General features: G+C 65.5%; 17 protein-coding genes and 1 pseudogene. 5 read left to right on the top strand and 13 right to left on the bottom strand.

Annotated elements, in window-relative coordinates; translation table 11 throughout:
• Positions 1-39: 39 nt before the first annotated feature.
• The 7 genes from ABFJ78_RS00675 to ABFJ78_RS00645 form a co-directional block, all read right to left on the bottom strand.
• Entirely contained in the window at positions 40-1239 is a 1200-nt protein-coding gene (locus ABFJ78_RS00675; RefSeq protein ID WP_436383540.1) for a site-specific integrase, read from the bottom strand.
• Positions 1239-1436, bottom strand: a complete 198-nt coding sequence (locus tag ABFJ78_RS00670) for a helix-turn-helix transcriptional regulator (protein ID WP_436383539.1) — start codon at positions 1434-1436, stop codon at positions 1239-1241. Before ABFJ78_RS00670 ends, ABFJ78_RS00675 begins: the two co-directional genes overlap by 1 nt.
• A gap of 16 nt (positions 1437-1452) precedes the next feature.
• Positions 1453-3081, bottom strand: a complete 1629-nt coding sequence (locus ABFJ78_RS00665; RefSeq protein WP_436383538.1) for a replication initiator — start codon at positions 3079-3081, stop codon at positions 1453-1455.
• Positions 3081-3467 (bottom strand): hypothetical protein, encoded by a 387-nt coding sequence (locus ABFJ78_RS00660; RefSeq protein WP_436383537.1) that lies wholly within the window; start codon positions 3465-3467, stop codon positions 3081-3083. Before ABFJ78_RS00660 ends, ABFJ78_RS00665 begins: the two co-directional genes overlap by 1 nt.
• Entirely contained in the window at positions 3464-5011 is a 1548-nt protein-coding gene (locus ABFJ78_RS00655) for an FtsK/SpoIIIE domain-containing protein (protein ID WP_436383535.1), read from the bottom strand. Before ABFJ78_RS00655 ends, ABFJ78_RS00660 begins: the two co-directional genes overlap by 4 nt.
• Before the next feature lie 617 nt (positions 5012-5628).
• Complete coding sequence (locus ABFJ78_RS00650) at positions 5629-5868, bottom strand: hypothetical protein (protein ID WP_285986249.1); 240 nt, start codon at positions 5866-5868, stop codon at positions 5629-5631.
• Positions 5869-6171: 303 nt separating this feature from the next.
• Positions 6172-6627 carry a hypothetical protein gene (locus tag ABFJ78_RS00645; RefSeq protein ID WP_436383533.1) on the bottom strand — a complete coding sequence of 152 codons (456 nt, stop codon included), beginning with the start codon at positions 6625-6627 and terminating at the stop codon, positions 6172-6174.
• A 147-nt stretch (positions 6628-6774) separates the two neighbouring features.
• Between ABFJ78_RS00645 and ABFJ78_RS00640 the strand changes: the two genes are divergently transcribed.
• A complete protein-coding gene (locus ABFJ78_RS00640; RefSeq protein WP_436383531.1) occupies positions 6775-7587 on the top strand; it encodes a GntR family transcriptional regulator in 813 nt (270 codons plus the stop codon).
• Positions 7588-8894: 1307 nt separating this feature from the next.
• Here ABFJ78_RS00640 and ABFJ78_RS00635 read toward each other — a convergent pair.
• The 5 genes from ABFJ78_RS00635 to ABFJ78_RS00615 all read right to left on the bottom strand — a co-directional run bounded on the left by ABFJ78_RS00635 (position 8895) and on the right by ABFJ78_RS00615 (position 13432).
• Entirely contained in the window at positions 8895-9977 is a 1083-nt protein-coding gene (locus tag ABFJ78_RS00635; RefSeq protein ID WP_436383529.1) for a hypothetical protein, read from the bottom strand.
• A 387-nt stretch (positions 9978-10364) separates the two neighbouring features.
• Positions 10365-11123 (bottom strand): DUF1828 domain-containing protein, encoded by a 759-nt coding sequence (locus ABFJ78_RS00630; protein ID WP_436383528.1) that lies wholly within the window; start codon positions 11121-11123, stop codon positions 10365-10367.
• A 26-nt stretch (positions 11124-11149) separates the two neighbouring features.
• The gene (locus tag ABFJ78_RS00625; RefSeq protein ID WP_436383527.1) at positions 11150-11629 is read right to left on the bottom strand and encodes a hypothetical protein; all 480 of its coding nucleotides are present in this window, start codon (positions 11627-11629) and stop codon (positions 11150-11152) included.
• Positions 11630-12383: 754 nt separating this feature from the next.
• Complete coding sequence (locus ABFJ78_RS00620) at positions 12384-12923, bottom strand: site-specific integrase (protein ID WP_436383526.1); 540 nt, start codon at positions 12921-12923, stop codon at positions 12384-12386.
• Positions 12884-13432: a hypothetical protein gene (locus tag ABFJ78_RS00615; RefSeq protein ID WP_436383525.1), complete on the bottom strand. Its 549-nt coding sequence runs from the start codon at positions 13430-13432 to the stop codon at positions 12884-12886. Before ABFJ78_RS00615 ends, ABFJ78_RS00620 begins: the two co-directional genes overlap by 40 nt.
• 476 nt (positions 13433-13908) lie before the next feature.
• Between ABFJ78_RS00615 and ABFJ78_RS00610 the strand changes: the two genes are divergently transcribed.
• Both ABFJ78_RS00610 and ABFJ78_RS00605 read left to right on the top strand, forming a co-directional pair.
• On the top strand, positions 13909-14259 hold the full coding sequence (locus tag ABFJ78_RS00610; protein ID WP_436383523.1) for a hypothetical protein: 351 nt from the start codon (positions 13909-13911) through the stop codon (positions 14257-14259).
• Between the two features lie 476 nt (positions 14260-14735).
• Entirely contained in the window at positions 14736-15467 is a 732-nt protein-coding gene (locus ABFJ78_RS00605) for a type 1 glutamine amidotransferase (RefSeq protein ID WP_436383522.1), read from the top strand.
• On the opposite strand, the gene ABFJ78_RS00600 is transcribed toward ABFJ78_RS00605, so the two are convergent.
• Positions 15464-16675 carry a hypothetical protein gene (locus tag ABFJ78_RS00600; RefSeq protein WP_436383521.1) on the bottom strand — a complete coding sequence of 404 codons (1212 nt, stop codon included), beginning with the start codon at positions 16673-16675 and terminating at the stop codon, positions 15464-15466. The genes ABFJ78_RS00605 and ABFJ78_RS00600 overlap by 4 nt on opposite strands.
• Before the next feature lie 646 nt (positions 16676-17321).
• Between ABFJ78_RS00600 and ABFJ78_RS00595 the strand changes: the two genes are divergently transcribed.
• Positions 17322-17900, top strand: a complete 579-nt coding sequence (locus ABFJ78_RS00595; RefSeq protein WP_436383520.1) for an STAS domain-containing protein — start codon at positions 17322-17324, stop codon at positions 17898-17900.
• A pseudogene (locus ABFJ78_RS00590) lies at positions 17897-18873 on the top strand (acyl-CoA desaturase). Before ABFJ78_RS00595 ends, ABFJ78_RS00590 begins: the two are co-directional and overlap by 4 nt.
• The last annotated feature ends 23 nt before the right edge of the window (positions 18874-18896 follow it).

The raw sequence follows: 18896 nt of genomic DNA, 5'->3' as shown, positions 1-18896 counted from the left end.
CTCAAACTCCCTGGTCAGCGGCCTGTCGGTCGCCACCGGTCAAGATCGGCTCCCCGGGTTATCCCCGGAATTGGGGTCCGACGGTTTATCCAAGAGCCCTTCGAGGGCCTGCGCCGTGATCGGGTCAACCGTCTTCCGGCCCAGGTAGGTGTCCTGCGTCATCGACACCCGCGAGTGGCCTAGGTGATCAGCGATCAGCCGCGTCGGGACGCCCGCGTCGTCGAGGGCGGTCGCCGTGGTCTTGCGGAAGTTGTGCGACGTGAGCCACAGGAAGTCGTCCGATCCCCGGATTTCACGGAGCACCCTCAGGACGTTGTTCGGGTCCCGCAGGGTGCCGGTCGTGCTGGCGAAGATCGGGCTAGCCAGAGGCCGGCCATCTGCCTTCGCCTCACCCCACCGCCGCTCCAGCAGGGCCAGCGCCCAGGATGGCAGGAGAAGTGCGCGCATGCTCGACTCCGTCTTCGGCCGAGGCTTGCGGAGCAGGCCCTCACCCTTAACCCGGACGACCGTGTGCGTGATGTCCACCGTGCCCGCCACGAAGTCGACGTCCTCCCAGAACGTCGCCAGCGCCTCGCCGACCCGGACACCCGCCGCCATCATGAAGCGCGAGAGGTCCGGCAGGTCCCAGCGCCGGGCCTTCTCGTTGGCCTCGACACGCGCCAGCCACTTCGTCCGCTCCTCAGCGTCGAGCGCACGAGGCTTTTTCTTGCTCTTCGGGATGCGGCGGGTGTCCCGCGTCGGGTTGCTGTCGATCGCGTCGTACCGGGCGGCCAGGCCGAGCATCCCGGAGAGCGCCGTCCTCGCGGTCTTGGCCGTCGACGCCCCGACGGTTCGTTGAAGCGCGCCGAGGAACCGGTCCAGCCTCATCACGGTCGCCTCGCGCACCCGCAGCTCACCCATCCCCGGGACCACGTGCCGCTTGAGGATGGACTCATAGGTGTTGATGGTCGTCGGCGACTTGATGCCCTCCCGGACGTCCTGCTGCACCTGTTCGATCCACACGGCGGCGAGATCCTTGAGCCGGGTCTCCCGTGTGATCTCCCCGGCCGTCGAGCCCTGCCAGTCGAGGAAGGCAGCTCGAAGCCGGTTCGCAGCTTGGGTTTTGGTCTTCCCCGAGCGCTCGACCTCCCGCGTTTGACCGTCGAAGTCGCGGAAGAGCGCGCGAGCCCGCCAGCCCTTCGCAGTTGCCGAATAGCGAATCTCCCCATAGGTCCCGATCTCCAGCTGAGGGCGAGGCATCACGCCACCTCATCCGACAGTTGGTCCACCCACGAACGGACGTCCTCTTGGCGGTACCGGACGTACTTGCCGATCCGACGGCCGGCCGGACCGTAGCCCTTGGTCCGCCACTGATACAGCGTCGACACCGGGACACCGAGGTAGTTCGAGACGTCCTCGACCGTCCACAGTCGACTGAACCCCGCGTAGTCGTTCATGCCTCCCCCTTCCAGATCAAGCCGCGAGCTGAGTTGCCGAAGTTTCTGGACCGTCCCCTGGTGGTCCGGCGGCAGCGAGTAGCGCGCGGTCGTACTCGGCCTTCCATGTGATCCGTTCCGCGATCGCGCGCATCACGAGATGCGGCCGGGGCGGGACCTGCGGGTCTCCGGGCTCGACCTTGCGCCAGATCAGCCGGGCCGGGTCCGGTTGTGGTTTCTCGATCCCGATCGCGGCCAGCGCCTGCTGCACGAACGCCTTTCGGTCGGCTTTGTGGTCGTCGAGGGTCTTACCGGACCACTTGCGCGACACCAGCACCCGACGACCGGGCAGGCCGAGCGTGGTCCGTCGGTGCGCCCGCCCTTTGCAGTGGCCCGGGGTGGTCTTGCTGCCCGCGCCCTTCGGTTGCACTCCGTAGAGCAGCCAGACTGCGCAGCGCGGCGAGCAGGGCGTGACCGACAGTTCGGCGTGCAGCCGGTCGTGGTGATCCCGCAGCCGCGCGGTGTCGGCCTCGACTACTTCACCGGTGGACTTGGTGAGGTACTTGGTCAGGTAGCCGATGTGGCGGCCGGCCTCTTCGGTGCCGCCGAGGATGCCCTTGGAGTGCACTTGCCGCCCGAAGGTCACCACGTGCGCCGGGTCCTCCACCGCCTCCACGGCGTCGTCCCAGGTGGTCAGCGGTTCGCGGGTGTCCGGGTCGAGGAACGCGCGGGTGTCGCCGTCCCAGACCGGCAGCCGCTCGGTGTAGACGATCTCGTCGTGCGACGGCCACCAGACCTGGTGGTAGGTGGCTTCGGTGACCTGGCGGATGACGTCGTGCGGGATCGCTCCACGGATTGCCGCGTGCAGGTGCGGAGCGGTCCGCTTCTGCGGCTCGACCGTGGCGAAGTACTGCGCGTCCCAGCCGATGACCCGGCGCAGGTTCTGCCACCACCGGTCCACCAGTGCGGAGAAGTGCACCGCGTCCCGAGCGGCCCGTCGGTAGTCGTACCGGGCTGGGTCGACCGGTGCGCCATCACGGACCGGGCCGTAGGTGTCGCAGGTCAGCGTGACGAACATCGACGGCCGGAACTTCCCGGCGAACTCCCGTCCCACGGTGGTCTTCGCGACCTTCCGCCGAGGCAGGTTCGGAGCGTCCTGCCGCCGCTTCGTCGAGCGCTTCACCGCCCGCTTAGTCGGCAGGTCGAGGGCGGGTAGCCGACCGCGCATCCCGAGTTGCCGAAGTTCCGCATCGACCCCGGCAACCTCCTCCCGCAGCTCCTCAGTCTCCGCCGGGTCGTGCTCGACCACCTCCCGATACGCCGCCACCAGGTCCGCCCGGTACGTCAGCAGCTCCTTGTGATCCTCCGACGGCGGCTCAGTGGCGAGGACGGGTTCCTCCGTCATGTGCCAGCCCTCGCGGCACTGGGCCTGCCGCAGTACCTTCGCCTTCCGCGCACACGGCAGGCAAACCGACTCGACGGTGGAGCCGCACGGGACGGGGACGTAGCGGAGTTCGCCGGTCTCGGTATCGCCGACCTCCATCGTGAACGGGCGAACGCAGACGCCGTGCTTCTCCGCCGTCGCCCGGATCACGTCAGCAGCGAGCGGGGTCCGCATCCGTTCGGCCCGCGTTCCGGCCGGCTGGGTCTGTTGCTGGTCGGTCATTAGGCGGCCACCTCCCCGGGGCGGGTCCATTGGCGGAGCTGGAACACGGGCATGTTCTGTCGCTGTCCGGCGGGCAGGTCCGGGAACACGGCCGGGTCGAAGTGGACGCCGCTGTAGACGTGCACGGGGATGCCGCACGGCGTCCGTCCGTTGACCGACAGGTGCACCGAGTCGCCGTCCGAGGTGCGCCAGAGCGAGGCCGACACGTCATCGAGGGTGTTGGCCCAGGTCAGCAAGGCCCCGGCGACGTCGGGCAGTCGGTGGGCGTAGAGCTGGACCGTGAGCGGGTCCGACCACGTGCGCACGGTCAGTGTCGCCACCGGGGGTAGCTGGTGCAGGTCGAGGTGGTCGCGGATGGTGTCGAGGAAGACCATGAGCCGGTTCATGCGGCCGCTCCCTCGCCGCCGAGCACCGGACGTGCTGTGCCGCCGTTGGTGACGTACTGCTCCAGCGTCTTCACGGTCTCGTCGGAGACCCACCCGGCCCGGACACGCAGGGGTTCGCGGATGCCCTCGCCCCACACGAACCCCACCCCGGCTTCCGAGTCGCCGATGCGGTTGGCCCACGCGCCCCGCTCGTAAGCGCCGTCGCCGAGGACCATGCCGACGTGCGTCTTCGACGTGACGCGCAGGCAGACGCGGCGGGTGAACAGCTCCCGGACTGGGACGGTGTCTTTGGTCGGTTCCTGCACATAGCCGCGTACGGAGACGTTGAGCGCGCGCCCTTGGGTGTTCAGCAGCGCCACGCGCTCGACGATCTGTTCGCGGGTCTTGCGGTCGGTGTACTTCGTCAGTGCTCCGATCTCGTCGAACTCCAACAGCTCAAGCGGGTATTCGGTGGACAGGGGGATGGTGCGGACGTGGCCGGCGAACGCGCGCTTGCGGGATTCCATCTCCTCGACCAGGCCGTCGAGCACCTCGAGTGCGTCCTTCCCGGACACCGCGTACCGGGCGAAGATTCCGCGCCCGTAGGCGAGTTCCATCCCCTTGGGGTCGATCCCGGACATGCGCACCAGGCCCGAGCGGATCGCGGGGGCCGCCGCGACGAGCGGGCACCACATCACCGAGTTCTTGCCCGCGCCCGACGCACCGGCGGTGAGGCAGTGCGCGCCCGAGCCGAGCAGCGGCACGCGCCAGTCATGGCCGTACTCGGTGCGACCGGCCCACACCTTGCGCAGATCCACCGCGGATTGCCCCTCTGGGAGCGCGGGACAGTGCACGAGCGCGGCCAGCTGGTCACGACGCTGGAAGTCGACGGAGACCACGTTCGGAGCCAGCTCTCGCACCTGACACCGGGCGACCTTCCGCGCCGAGGCCAGCGCACGAGCCGCGTCATCGAAGTCCTCGGGCTTCTGACCGGGCACGAGCTGCACCCGGACCTCATCCCAGGACGGGCCGGAACGGACGCCGAGAACCTTGGGCACCTGCACCCCGGACTGCCGAGCCGTCGCCCGAGACGCCTTCCGGCGGCCGACCAGGTTCACGGTCACCTCGACCGGCAGCGCTGCGTCCCGCACGCTCAGGCCGCAGGCGTGCAACCAGCCGGGCAGCTTGAGGTGATAGACCGCCCACCGCAGCCACCACGACCGCAACGGCCGGCCGCACCACTGATCGAACGAGGTCACGTCCAGCAGCCGCCAGACGCCGAGGATCAGCGCCAGGCCGCCGAGGTTGACCACGAGCCAAACCCAGCCGACCCAGACGCACCACAGGTAGACCGCGATCACGGTCAACGAGGTTCGCCAGTGGATCACGACCTGGGAGAACAGCCAGAATACGACCTTGCACGCCCACCACAGGGCGACGAACACGACGACCATGGCGGCCAGCGCCTCAGCCATCGACGCCAGCGCACGCCCGATCTTCGCCAGCACCCACACGCCGAGCCCGAGCCCGGCCAGGGCGATCACGAGCATTCCGGGGGAGGTCATCGCCGACCACCACCCAGCACCGCCGAGAGATCCAGCGGCAACGCCCCCAGGCACGGGGCGCACTTGGTCTCACCCGGCAGCAGCCGAGCAAACCGCTTGCATTCCGCGCATCGCGAGCGGGTGACCCCCACTGGCGCGCGGTTGTTGCCATCGTCTAGCGTCTGCATTGTTCACACCCCACGGTTGTGGACAGCGCAGGAGCGGCATGGTTGGTAGCCGGTTTCCGCTTCTGCGCCTTGCCTTTTGGTCGCCGCATTTGGGCGTGCGGCATCGCCGCGCGACCCAGCGCGCGTTTTGTCTAATGTGGACTGCTCTAGTTGGACTTGTGCTGTTCTCGGAACCGTCGCTCGCGGTCGGCTATCGCCCGATCGATATGGGCAACGCAGTTGCGGCAAACGTGGTAGCCATCCACCTGGAGAAACGACGGGTGCCCGCACAGGCGGCAGACCAGCCACTTGAGCCGGATGCGGCGCAGGCGTTTGGCCCTGTATGGGTGGTCGCGTCGCCAGCGGGTGAGCCGTAGCCTGGCATTCACCGCTTCACCTCCCTTGTGGAGCGTGGACGGGAGGCACGGGGACGGTGGCAGGGCCAAACTTCCAACCGTCCCCGTGCCGGACTTAGGTGCCGGGCTCGCCCGGCTCAGGCGCCAGAACCTTGACCATTTCGTCAGCCGCGTCGCGGAGTTCGCGGAGGAACCTGACGAACTCCGGCCACGTCGCCGGGCCACCCGGTGTCGTGATCGCGATGCTGTCCTGGTCCAGGTACATCACGAGCGCGGGTTGGTTGTGGTGGATTCCGACGACCTGCATTCCCGCGACCGCTTCCGGCCCGGGGGCCCACGTCGCGTTGAACGCCATGGCCTTGTCCTTCCTCGTTGTCTGAGCGCGCCTGCCACAGGAGCGCCTGTTCCTCGAACCCCTCGATTGCGGCGGTGACGGCCGCGAGCACCCACCAGGAGAGCTGGCCTTGACTCGCGATGTTTCGCCAGGCAGCCGCGACGTCGATCGAAGCGGCAGCCAGAGCCTGGGCGGTCTGGCCGTCGGCGTGGTCGCCTGCCCGTATCGACAGGTCTCCATAGCGCCGGTAGGCTGCCTCCCAGGCGTCGACCAGGTGCCCGGGTACCAGCGCGACGCTGCCGATCCTGGGCACCAGGGCTCCCATCACGCGGCCTTGGGCGTCGACTCGCTGGTCGACCGGGCCGCCTTTGCACCGCCGCCGGAAGCCGCGGACTTGAAGCCGGTCGCGCGATAGACGTACGACTGGTACTTGAACTCGCCCTGACCAGCGACCTTCGGCTCAGCCGTCAGGCCGTCCAGCTCGACCGGACGCATCCCCGGCAGAGCTTCCGCCGTGGTCGGCACCGGCTGAACGTCGGCGAGGAACGTCACCTCGAACGACGCGCGCTTCGCGTTCTTCTCGCTCGGGTCGGTGACGGTGCCCTTCCACTGCCGCTTTCCGGTGATCTCGTCAACCCGCTGCCGCGTCGGCCGGCCAGCCGCCTTGTCCTCCCGAGACTGGTACTCGTTGTCCGGCGAGACCTCGCCGACCAGCACCAACCCCTGCGGGAAGGCCTGGTCGAAGTCGATCTCGAACCGGTGTCCCCTGATGATCGCCATCGTGTCCCCTTGCTCTTCGTGGTGCCCGCCGTCCGGGCCTGCGCTGGTCCGTTCGAACCAACCTCGTATACGAAGGTAAACCTCGTATGTAAAGCTGTCAACATACGAGGTTCATGAGACGATGACTGGCGACGCCCAGGAGGAGACATGTCAGAGCTGCTGTTCGGCGACCACCCGGAGTTCCCGGACAACGACGAGCCCCGCTACAAGCAGATCGCCAAGGAGTACCGGGCCCGCATCATCAGCGGCGAGCTGCAGGACGGGGAGAAGCTGCCGAGCGAGGCTCAGCTTTGCGAGATCCACGACGTCTCACCCATCACCGCGCGCGCCGCGATGCGCCTGCTGCGGGAGTGGGGCTTCGCGAATGGCATCCGGGGTAAGGGCGTGTTCGTCCGCCGCCTGGACAAGCTGACCCGGATTGCGCCGCTGCGCTACTTCCGAGGTCAGGAGGCCCGTACGTACGTGCGCGAGGCCGAAGCCGCGAACGTCGAAATGCAGGTCGAGCACAAGACGACCAAGACGACGGCGCCGGCCAACATCGCCGAGCGGCTGGGCATCAACGAGGGCGATCCGGTGACCTGTACCCGGTACTTCATCCGGATGGGTAATCCGCCGCAGCCGGTCACGAGCAGCCTGGCGTGGGAGCCGCTGGCTATCACGGGTGGCACGGACATCGAGCTGCCGCACGAGGGCCCGCACGCCGACAAGGGTATCGTCGATCGGTTCTCGGCTATCGGGCACGAGGTCAACCAGGTCGAAGAACGGCTCGACATCCGCACTCCGACCGCTGAGGAGGCCAAGCTTCTCGACATCCCGGCGAACCGGCCGGTAGTGCAAATCACTCAGACATTCCGCGTCGCGGACCGCTTCGGTGCCGAAGACGACCTTGCTGTAGAAACTGCGGATATCTTGTTCCCGGCTGATCGTTATGAACTACGATACGTCATGGAGATTCGCTAGAATTTGAGCGAGTAGGCCAGGCGAAGAAGATTACTCTCCATGCAATTCTGACATGGAGATAGACCTACCCTTTGGGCCTTTGTGGGTTGGAAGTTCCTCGCCTTCTGGGCCAAGATTTGATTCCCATTCGAGTGTTTCCCCGATTTTCCGATGAACCTTAAAGTAGCAGCCTCCATGTCGGTCTTCCATGGCTACGACCCTTGAGTACCATAACGGTCCATTCTCGAACTCGTAGAAGTATCCGAATCTGTCGTGCCGCTTCCTTTTAGTCCAAGATTGAATGGGGAGCGGAGGGTCGGCCACGTCTGGGCCTTTTTGATCCGCTTCAATCGTTTGGGGTAGCTGCGCTTCTGGACCGAGTATAAGACCTGGCTTAATGCTCCTCGCACGAAGCAGCTGGCGTCTTAAGTTATCCGAGAATTCAAACGTTGAATCGCCGTTAATCTCCACTATCTGGCTGCTAATGGCGCCGCGCTGGCTGGCCAGAGAGAATGCTTCGTGGCCGCTAAGTCGGTCGGGCCATAGTCCCAAGACGGATGGGGGCTCACTGCGAAGTCGGTATTCTAAGTCCGAACGAAGAGCTGCCGCGTTGTCGACGATCTGAAGGTCAAAATCAAGTAGGTTACTTGTCGCGTGCCATTGATCAGTTGTCTCCGTAGTTACTTCGGGGTGAGGCGAGTCGCTAACGATCAGGACAAGGCGACGTCTTCTAATTCCTTGAGGTGACTTCCTGGCCGAAGGCGTGGACTGAAACCATAATGACTCCAGTAAAGCCGCGAAAGAAAATGTATCGTCAACCCATCGCGCAGTAACCGACGCGTCCACGGGTGAGGCTCCGCTATGGGTGCCCTCGACCACTATGACGTTTGCGGCGACAGCGAAACGGTCTCCAAGCAGGTAGCCGTCGCCGGAAATCTCGGTTCTCGCTGTATCGAATACGCCCGCTAATCCTATGTGGCGTAGTCTGTGATCAGAGTACTGATTCGCTAAACCGGCGTGAAGTAGTTGCTCCGCAGAGGGTGGGCGTAGTGGAATCACTAAACCGGGAGTTGCTAGAAGGCCGCGCCACACCGCCTCGCGAAAAGCTTTCTCGATGCCCATCGGTGCCTGTTGAACGGCCTCTTTGACGCGCGCAAGACCCCCGTCGAGCCAGGGTAACTTCACGTCCTGCTCGCCGGGTATGGCCCACTTGTGTCTCGCCTTGATGCCGAGACCAAGAGGGTGCTCGCGTCCGTGCACGCGAGTCTGTGCGTCAAGGATCTGGCAGCCTGCGATTAGCGATCTCAGGCTAAAGCCGTTTAACCTATTCACTGCCCCAACATGTACTCCACCGGAATGCGCAACTGAAGAAGTTCCGACAAGGGCATCTTAGCTAATGCCTGAAGGATCCGCTTCCTTAACTCTTCGCCGTCTCTTCCTGTCGATGACCTTTCTTCCGGTTTGTTAACCGTCTCTCGTGTACGTTTTGCGGGTCGAACGGGCAGTATGTTTGGGTCATACAAATCAAATTCAAGGCCGTGAAGCTCCATCCACTGCTTCACTTTACCGGTGACATGTTGGATTCGGAATGAGTTCCACTGGCTCGCGAGCGCGGAGTTTGCCCTGACCGCTGCCGTGAAGGCTGCTAAGGGGCGTTCCATCTTCAATGCCTCACCAAGGAGGCTACGATGCTCTTCTGCTGCGGTCGCGGTGAACTCATTCATCCAACCGAGCTGCTCGTCGAAACTAATAGGCTCGATTTTGTAAAATTCACCGGGACTTGACTGATAGCGCGCGCGCAACTCCGTTGTTGAACTAGGCTCCATCGGTACTGGATCTGTTGGGAAAATCACAGCTCGATGCTCGCGTCGATCAAAAACGTGGACCATGTTGGGGCGAAAATCGAAGAAGGAGGACCAAATATCGGAGCGGATCCGTCGAGGTGAGCTTTCCCGAGATGGGATTGATTCGGCTTCCTCGGGTAGGCCGACATAGGCATCATGCCCACTGCCGTATGAAGGCAAGCGAACGAGGATGGCGCCAGCGCTCTCCGCTGCCACTAAGAATTGTCTGAAGCTTTCGAACCCCTGATCTAGCTCATTGAAGCCACCTGCTGAGAGTCGTTGCATCTCGGTCTTTACCGCTGCCGCAGTCGTTCGTCGTTCTCGGGAGCGGAGTTGAGACACTGCTAGGCGGACTAGCTCGAAGCCGGGATGATCCAGCGGATCTCTGGTGTCTGCTTCGGTGTTGTCGCTCACCACAACAGCGGCAGAGCGTGCCAAATCGTGCACATCTCTACCGCCGTCGTCTGGGGTGAGGTGTGATTCCGGCTGATTCGTCTGACGGGGTAGCGTCTCGGGTTCACCCGCGAGCGCGTCAACGTCAGGTTGTTCGTCGGGAAAGTCGTTCATGCTCAGTAACTACTCCTCAAGCCCAGCGTGCGAGCATGGCAGATCAAGCCTTAGTGGCATGATCTGATGGAGTAGCTGAACAACCGCCGATACTCGCCGCCTTTAGACTCCTCAGGCCTCACCTGTCACCCTCGTTGCCAGAGTGACTGGTTCGCGCTGACGCAGCAAGTACTGTATGTCTACCTCAAAGAAGAGTAGACGCTCAGCCCTCGGGCTCTAGCCTAGCATCTGTGTCTAGGGGGTGCCAGCGTAGTTACCGCGATGACATCAACGTCCAGCTGTCGACGGTCGGGCGTTGCCGAACTTGGCTCTATGGGATCAAGGCGCCGCGCACGCGCGCCGCTGGGCCGCTCGGCCTGCCGCTCCGCTCCGGCCGGCGGCCCCTCGCTACGCAGAGGTCAACGCCTTCGACACAAGTCGATTCAAGGCGGCATTGTCCCCGTAGAACGCCACCTGCCCTACGCCGCCGAGCTCCCTGCGCACAGTCGCGTCCCATTCGTCGCCGCCGTCGGCAACCACAGCGAGCTTCCGGTCGTGGTCGACGGTCCCGAGACTGAACAGGAAGTGACAATGCTCGATCGACTTCTCTCGGCTTGCCCGATCCCCGCCTCCGACGGCTTGGAGATAGAACCGTGTCTCCGATGACTCGCCGATGGCTGCAGTGACCTGGCGTGTGCGACCCGAGGTCAGCTGGAAGGCTGCGTTCGGTGTGACAGTGGCACGGTCGCCGACCATGTCTGTCACTCGTCGCACGACTCGATCGCTGAACCTGCCACGTCGCGGTTCAGCTGCCATCCAGCGAAGCTGATCTGCGCGTAGTGAGGCTTCGGCCACCTCAAGGATGACTGCGCCAAGGTCGCTGACTTGCGCGAACGCTGAGATGACTCCGTCCTCGGCGACCAGCTCTCGCTTACGTACTGTGGCGATCGAGCGGTTCCAGGCGTCTTCAACCTTCGTTGCCTCCAGGTTGAGGCCGACCATGTGGAGCCGCATGAGTGTCATGCCACGGTCGCTGACCCTGATGCCACTCTCGTACTCCTCGACGAAGACGGACACGCGATCGTCGTCGTAGTAGTGCAGCGGAAGGGTCACCAACTCCCCATGGCCGTATGGGGTCGTCGCGATCTCGTCGTTGAAGACGGACATGATTGCCGACCGTGTTGCCCGGCTGTTCACGGGACCACCCCCTTCCACCCTGTCCAGTATCCCTCGGGCAGTGCCACCGAGCACTCCGCAGCGAACGCCTCGAACACGCGTCTGTAGGTACCTGGTGCCACCGTCGGACCGAACGGCACCTCCGGTATGTCGTCAGGCTTGTAAGCATCGTCCTTGCCGGTCTCGGGAACGTAACGATGCTTGTGGGTGCAGCGCGGCCAGGGGCGGTGCACGTCGTTGACGTCGAGGCGCCGTATCGGAGCGTCGTTCACGAGGTACTGGCAGCGTGGCTCGGAAGCGGCGAGATCATTCACAACTAGCTGCAGTCTGCCCAGCTCACAGCCCTGGACGAGGGTCTGGACTTGGATCTGCCCCGTATGGATGAAGCCATGCTTGCTCTCCCAATGCAGCTCGCCGACGGCAGTTGCCTGAGATAGGTCTGAAAGCAGCGTTTCGAGAGCCTGGGCGCTCACAGCATGCTGTCGATGTTGGCCCACGTGCCCTCCCTGCGGTCTCTCTACCGGCGGTATCTACACGCAGCGTGAGAACGTTAGCCACCACTGGGTGACAGAGGTGCAACGTTGTGATGCACGGGTAGCACTGCCACCCCGAAGCCTGATCGTGACAACGGCCAGTGACGCCGCGTCAAGGCTGGAAAGCGTGCCTTGACCCGACGCCACCGGCCGCGTACTGGCTTCGTATCGGGATGGCGGGGGAGGTGTGGGCGGTAGCCTGAGGAGGCATGAGCCGGTCACGAGGCCGCGAAGAGGGCATGATCATCTCCCCGGTTTTCCCCCGGGAAACGACGCAGAACGACGAGAACCAGCGACCGACCATGATCGCTTGGCACGGACGTCCATGCAGGTGAAGACTGGTATCGACAGATGACGAGAACTAGCCGTTGACCTGGGCTTATTCTCCGTAGGTTCTGGGTTCGAGCCCCAGGCGGCCCACTCGATCGACATCCCCGCTGACCAGCGGGGATGTTCTTGTTTGTCGATCTTGCAAGCCTTGGTTGTGATCATGGGTGGGCTCCCGATAAGCCCGTGATGGGCTCGAGGCCGCCGTGGGGCGCCGAGGGCGTGTCGCAGCGGGGTGGGAATCCGGTTTTCGGGCAAGTCACAGCCAGGGCAGGTCTTGGGTTGACCTGTCCTTCGCCGGGTCGGTGACCGTCCTTTCGCGGGTTGCTACGGACTACCCCGGGTGGAGTCGTTGTGGGCGGGTAGCCGAGTAGAGGCTGTGACCAGCGGGTTAAGCCGCTGCGGGGGCGATGGTGGTGGTGCCGCGTAGCCGTGCGCCGGTGGCTTTCGCGGTGGCGAGGACGTGGTGGATGGTGGCTTCGGCGGCGCGGCAGGCCAGGTCGGGCAGGACGCTGACGTAGGTGTCGGCGGTCAGCACGATGCTGGAGTGCCCGAGCATGGTTTGCCCGGTTTTGAGGTCGTTTCCGGCGGCCAGGGAAAGGCTGCCGGCGCCGTGGCGGAGGTCGTGTAACCGGATCGGCGGCAGGCCGGATTTGTCGTTCAGGGCGCGGAATAGGTGGGTCAGATGTTGCGGGGTGAGCAGGCTACCGGACCGGGTCGTGAACATGAAGTCCTGCGATCCAGGATCGACGTCTGCGGCGACGTTTTCCCGGTACTGACGGAGCAGGGCGATGGTTACGCTGTCGAGACTGATGACTCGGTTACTGGCTTCGCTTTTCGGTTTGCCGATTTCGATGCGTGAACCGTATTGGCGGATCTGGCGGGAGATGCTCAGCAGGCCTTGTTCGAGGTCGATGTCGCACCACCGCAATCCCGCGGCTTCGCCGCGGCGGAGCCCGAACAGGGCGATGAGGTGAACAGGGGGTAGAGCGGGTGGTCGTGGATGTGCTCGAGGAATGCGCGGGTCTGCTCGACGGTCCAGACCGCGACCGGTGGTCGTTGCCCGGTGGCCTGCCATTGCGCGATCCCGGGCGCGGTCCACACGACTGCGTGCGGGCGTCTGCCGGTGGGCACGTGGACGTGCCGGGCCGGGTTGGCGGGGAGGAGGCCGCGCCGCACGGCGGCGTTGAGGGCCGCCCGCAACGTCGCGTGGATGTGCCGCAGGGTGCCCGGCCGTAGTGGTTGGCCGGACGCGCCGCCGTCGCGGATGAGGTCGGCCAGCATCGCCTGGATCCGGTCCGCGGTGAGCTCTCGCACAAGGACACCGCCCAGGCAGGGGATGAGATAGGTTTCGGCGTTGGCGCGGTACGAGCACAACGTGGAGCCCCGCAGGTGGACGAGGGATGCCAGCCACAGGCGCAGCCACTGCTCCACGGTCATCGTCGCGTCCGCCAGCCCGGGCCTACCGGTTGCGCCGAACTGGTCTCGTTCGCCGTGCGCAGCCTCGGCAGTGGCGAATCCGCCGCGCCGCAGCTGCCGTCGCCGGCCGTCCGGCCACGGTGTCACCTCCAGGCGGTAGTACCAGCTCCCGTGCCCTTCCCGGGCTGTATCGGGACACGACGCGCCCAATGGTCGGCCGGTCTGCCTGCTCCGACACCCGCACCGCTTGAACACACCCGCCGACGAATCCACTTCCACGTCCGTTCCAAAGATCAATAGAACCCGGCTCGGCCATCCTCGCGTCTATGGCGCAAGTCCAGCTGCGCGACCTCAAATCCGGTGCAGCGATTGGCTGGGGTGGATGAATGACCCGCGTGCCGCACGTCAGCGGACGGAGTTTCGCTACGACGAGGCCGACGCTTGAGCCATGCCTGGCTCCCTCGCCGTGCCGATACCGCGGCGGTGGCAAGGGAGCCATGCATGGTCCCGCGCAGGGCGCCTTCGCCGAACTGGGCACGTGGGGAGTCTGCGGATGCTGGCTGAGCAAGCCGGCCGACCAGGTCAGCGCGGCCATGGTTCGCACTGCGGCGGCGAGGCCGTCGATCCCGCGTCACCGCGTGTCGCCGTCCGAACTGATTTCCTCGCTTACGGGCTTCGATGGTTGCCTCCAGCGGGAGCCAGCACGTCAGCGTCTCACGGCGGCCGAAGCGCGATCCGACGTCGAACCCGATGCGCGGCGACGAGAGTTCCCGGTACTTCGGACTCGCGAGATCGAACTCGGCCACGGTGACCAGATCGATGTGCGCGCACCAGTGGTCCTGTGGTGAACCGCTGCGCTGTTTCCAGAAGCATGGCTGCCGGTGGGGGCGCGTGCGTCTGTGGACGATGCCCGCCTCGCGCAGCGCGTCGCACCAGAGGCAAGACTTGTAGCAAGGCTCGTTGTCGGTCAGTACCCGCGCGACGGGTGACCCCGGCGGCGGTGAAGAACGCGTGCGCCCGGCTGGGCCGGCTCCAGCCTGCCACTTCCGGCGTACGGCAACCGTCGACGTCGAGTGACACGGTCAGCACACGTCAAAGCGGCGGACAAGTGGTAGCGTGACTGGCATCCGGCAAGAGGGATTCCGGGGCCACGTTTCTGCTTCGCAACAGTCCGGCCCCCGGTGGAGATCCGCCTGATGTTCGCTGCAGTGCTGCCCCGGCTGGCGAGTATCGGGCTGGCCCGGTGACGTACCGAGGATGCGCGGCAACTTCATCAACGGCGTCAAACGACGCCCCTCCGTGTGACCACGTCTTAGGGAGGCGTATGCGCGCACTGTTTGTGCTGCACGACGCGGCATCGGAAACCGGGCTCATCGGCGCGGCGCTCCGCGAGCGTGGATGGCAGGTCGACGAACTGGTTGTCGTGCCCCAGGAACGTCACAACCAGCCTAATGTGACAAGGTCGTTTCCGGACAGCGCAGATTATGATCTACTCGTGCCGATGGGCGCGCCCTGGAACGCCAACGACGACCAGCACATCGGTAACTGGTTACGACCTGAGCTACGTTGGCTGGCCGACACTGTTGCCGATGGTGGCGCAGTGTTCGGAATCTGTTTCGGCGCTCAAATCATGGCCAGGGCGCTGAGTGGCTCCGTGCACAGGGCGCCGGCGCCGGAGATCGGCTGGTGCACCATCGACTCCGACGAACTGGCCGCCGGACCGTGGTTCCAGTGGCACTTCGACCGCCTCACCGCGCCGGATGGCGCGACGGTCCTGGCCAGCAACCAGGCTGGTACACAGGCATTCCGGATCGGCCGCAGTCTCGGCGTGCAGTTTCATCCCGAAGTGACGACGGCCTGCATCACACGATGGAGCGAAAACGCCGGTTCCCGGCACCTGCGGAACCTCGGCATGACAGTAGAAGCAATGATCGCCGACGCGGACCAGCACGCCGACGCGGCACCAGGACGTGCGAGTGCCTTGGTCTCGTACTATCTGAATCGAGTCTTTCCGCCCAAGGCTGGATCCACCGGCAGACTCGCTGACGTGTCCTAGGATTGGCCTGGCTGGAGGCGCAGACCGGTGAGCAGGGTCGCGTCGGCGTTTGACATTCCGTCGATGTGCTCGCCGTCCCAGTTCATGTCGCCGACGACGGCGACGATGTGGCCTATGTGCTCGCGGAAGCTCTGCCCGACGGAGTGACACATGGCCAGCGCCGAGTACAGCGTGGGAAGCGGGTCGTTCCAGCCGCTGCCCGCGTCGCGGACCTGCGCGAGGTCGTCGATGGACTGGGGCAGGCGTTCCAGCTGGTCGGCGAAGCCGTCGGCCAGCACGGCGAGCGAGAGCTGTACTTGGCTGCCGGGCTCGAGCACGAAGGTCTCCGGCCGCGGGGCGAGCAGCCCCGCCGCCAGCTCCTCTCGGGGCATCAGCAGCAGGCCGTCGGTGGCGCGGGGATTGCACTCCACGAAGGTGAGGCCGTCATCGGTGATCAGGAAGTCGAAAGAGATCTGGCCGGTGTAGCCGAGCTCGGCCACGATCGGTTCGATCAGCTTCAAGGACTCGGCGGCGTCGATCGCCTCGAACTGGATGCCGGTGCTGTGCCTGCGCTGCCGGGGGATCCGGTACATCAGATGGGAGCTCACCCGGCCCTGGTGGGCGGTGCTGTAGGTGCAGACCGTCTCGCCGTCCAGGAAGGGCTGCACCAGCCACGGGGATGCTGCCGTGGGGTGGACGTCGTCGATCTCGAGTGCATCGGCCAGCGGGCCGGTGTTGGTCAGGCAGCAGACCCCGCCACGTGAGAAGACGCCGCGGGCGAAGTACCTGTCGAAGCGACCGGTAGTCTCGCGCAGCTCCTCGTCGGAGGTCACCACGACCGTCTCGGGGATCGGAAGCCCGAGTTGGGTGACCAACCGAGCGAAGGCTCCCTTGTCATGCAGCCGGGCGAGCGTCCTGAAGGGTGAGGCGAACACTTTGGTGGCCTGGCTGAACCGCTCGATCTGGGTCGAGATGTAGAAGGCCTCCTCGTAGGCCGGCACGATCACGTCGATCTCCTGCTCCCGGACGATCCGCTCCAGCTCGGCGAGGAAGCCCGCGGTGTCGCTGCGCGGCGAGGGATAGACGAAATGACCCGCGAGGTACTTCGAGTGGTTACCCGGCGACAGTACGTGATCATCAGCGGCGTAGAGCTCGCGGCCTTCGGCCGCGAGCTTGCGCACCATGCCCAGCGCGAATGGCATCCGCGAGCTCGTGATCAGCACCTTCACAGGTCCACCTCCGCTAGCGAAAGACCGAGACGAAGGACTGAGCGAGCACGAGCAGCCCGCCCAGCGTCACCGGGCGCGTCCTGGCGACCGCTCGCAGCCAGCTTCGCACGTTTGGCCGGGTTGCCGTCAGCGCCAGACAGAGCAGAGCAGATGATCGCCGGCTGACGCGAGTCGGTCTACCGGTCGCGGACGCTCAGCGCGGATCCACGCTGGAACTGTTGTGTAGCAAGCGAAATTGCCCTCCTGGCTAGTGAGGATCAGAATTGCTGAAGCCCTGATACCACGCAGAACGGAAGGCGCTTCCGGTGAGATTGTTGCATGCGTGGACGCGCGCGACAACGTGCGCCGATGACCCGAAACCACGTGTCGTGCGCAGGACTGATACCTGTGATGACACTGGCCGAACAGGCGGGTCTGTCCGAATCAGCCACCGTGGCTGTGCCCGGCCATTGACAGGCAGAAACCGGCCCGGAAACGCCGCTGCGGCCTCGGCATCGCGGTATGATCCAGGTGACAGCGCCGGAGCGCCCAGTCCCTGCCCTCGCGACGATCGACCGCCAACGACGGCCGCATCTGTCCATCGGCCGCGCGCTCGTCATCACAGCGGTGAGGATCAGTAGCGGTCGGTAAGCTGAGGAGCCCGATCGTGAAACTCAAGAAACTCGATCTTCGCCGTCGGCGATCACCGGCAGCCGTACCGCCGGCGATCCCCATCGCACACAGTCGCAGCGGCGGTAGGACAGAGCTCGGTGTCGTTCGTGCGGTCATCGAGATGCCGGCCGGCGGGCGTGAGCCCCCGATACCCCGGCACCCGCCGCTGACCGTGGCGACCGAGCAATGCGGACGGGCGCTCGTGCTCCTCGTGGACGGCGACATGGACCTGCACACCGCCCCCGCGGTGCACCAGGCGCTCGAATCGGCGTTGACCAAGAGGCCGCAGCGGCTGGTCGTGGACCTGTCCCTCGTGCAGTTCCTGAACTCGGCGGGCCTGGAGGTCCTGCTGGCCGCACACCGGCAGGCCGCGCCGCGCACGGATCTGCGGGTGGTCGCCACCACCCGCGCGACCTGGCGCCCCATTCAGATCACCCGGCTGCACGAACAACTGGCCATCCACACCTCGCGGGCCGAAGCCATCGCCGCGCCCGCCCGACGCGGAAATGAAGACCGCCCTCCCCGAGGGGAAACCCACCAATCCGTCCCATCGCTCGAATCGACACCGTCATGACCACTACCGAACACACCTCGCCGTCACAACTCTTCCCGTCCGGACCGAAACCCATCGTCGACGGGGAGCATTCCCGCGGTGAGCTGGTCACCATCCGGGCCTTCCTGCTGGCCCCGTTCCTCGCCTTGATCTCGGTGGTGGTCCTGGTGTGGGGCTGGGGGCTGAGCTGGCTCGACATCGGGATCGCGACGGGGTTCTACGTCGTGACGACCTTGGGCGTGACCGTCGGCTACCACCGCTACTTCACCCACGGCGCGTTCACCGCCACCCGCCCGCTGCGGATCGCACTCGCGGTCGCCGGAGGGCTCGCCGCGCAGGGCCCGGTGATCAGCTGGGTCGCCGACCACCGCCGGCACCACGCCTTCTCCGACCGCGAAGGCGACCCGCATTCCCCCTGGCTCTACGGCACCTCACCGCTCGCCTTGGCCCACGGATTCTGGCACGCCCACCTGGGCTGGCTCTTCGGCCGCGACAAGACCAACATCGCCCGCTTCGCCCCCGACCTGGCCGCGACCCCGACATCCGCACCGTCGACCGGCTCTTCCCGCTGTGGGTCGCCGCCACCGTGCTGGTCCCGGCTGCTCTCGGCGGCCTGATCGGCGGTTCCTGGTGGGCCGCGCTGACCGCGTTCCTCTGGGCCGGGCTGGCGCGGGTGTCCCTGCAGCACCACGTCACCTGGTCGGTCAACTCGATCTGCCACATGATCGGCAGCCGCCCGTTCACCAACCGCGACCGCTCCGCCAACTTCTGGCCGCTGGCGATCCTGTCGATGGGCGAGTCCTGGCACAACTCCCACCACGCCGACCCCACCTGCGCCCGCCACGGCGTGCTCCGCGGCCAGATCGACATCTCCGCCCGCGTCATCCGGATCTTCGAACAACTCGGCTGGGCCACCAAGGTCCGCTGGCCCACCCCGCAACGCCTCGCCAGGATGACCGCCCCACGGAGCGACAACGGGAAGCCTGCCGGGTGAACCACACCAGTTCCGCGATCACC

The organism is Amycolatopsis sp. MEPSY49 (assembly GCF_051337345.1).
Taxonomy (GTDB): Bacteria; Actinomycetota; Actinomycetes; order Mycobacteriales; family Pseudonocardiaceae; genus Amycolatopsis.
Note: the sequence above shows the minus strand (reverse complement) of the source record. Positions and strands in the feature narration are given on the sequence as shown.

Coding starts and splice junctions, on each gene's coding strand:
- ABFJ78_RS00610 (WP_436383523.1), top strand. CDS start 13,909: ATGCATGGTCCCGCGCAGGGCGCCTTCGCCGAACTGGGCACGTGGGGA.
- ABFJ78_RS00670 (WP_436383539.1), bottom strand. CDS start 1,436: ATGAACGACTACGCGGGGTTCAGTCGACTGTGGACGGTCGAGGACGTC.
- ABFJ78_RS00650 (WP_285986249.1), bottom strand. CDS start 5,868: ATGGCGTTCAACGCGACGTGGGCCCCCGGGCCGGAAGCGGTCGCGGGA.
- ABFJ78_RS00655 (WP_436383535.1), bottom strand. CDS start 5,011: ATGACCTCCCCCGGAATGCTCGTGATCGCCCTGGCCGGGCTCGGGCTC.
- ABFJ78_RS00640 (WP_436383531.1), top strand. CDS start 6,775: ATGTCAGAGCTGCTGTTCGGCGACCACCCGGAGTTCCCGGACAACGAC.
- ABFJ78_RS00675 (WP_436383540.1), bottom strand. CDS start 1,239: ATGCCTCGCCCTCAGCTGGAGATCGGGACCTATGGGGAGATTCGCTAT.
- ABFJ78_RS00665 (WP_436383538.1), bottom strand. CDS start 3,081: ATGACCGACCAGCAACAGACCCAGCCGGCCGGAACGCGGGCCGAACGG.
- ABFJ78_RS00660 (WP_436383537.1), bottom strand. CDS start 3,467: ATGAACCGGCTCATGGTCTTCCTCGACACCATCCGCGACCACCTCGAC.
- ABFJ78_RS00630 (WP_436383528.1), bottom strand. CDS start 11,123: ATGTCCGTCTTCAACGACGAGATCGCGACGACCCCATACGGCCATGGG.
- ABFJ78_RS00605 (WP_436383522.1), top strand. CDS start 14,736: ATGCGCGCACTGTTTGTGCTGCACGACGCGGCATCGGAAACCGGGCTC.
- ABFJ78_RS00615 (WP_436383525.1), bottom strand. CDS start 13,432: ATGACCGTGGAGCAGTGGCTGCGCCTGTGGCTGGCATCCCTCGTCCAC.
- ABFJ78_RS00645 (WP_436383533.1), bottom strand. CDS start 6,627: ATGGCGATCATCAGGGGACACCGGTTCGAGATCGACTTCGACCAGGCC.
- ABFJ78_RS00635 (WP_436383529.1), bottom strand. CDS start 9,977: ATGAACGACTTTCCCGACGAACAACCTGACGTTGACGCGCTCGCGGGT.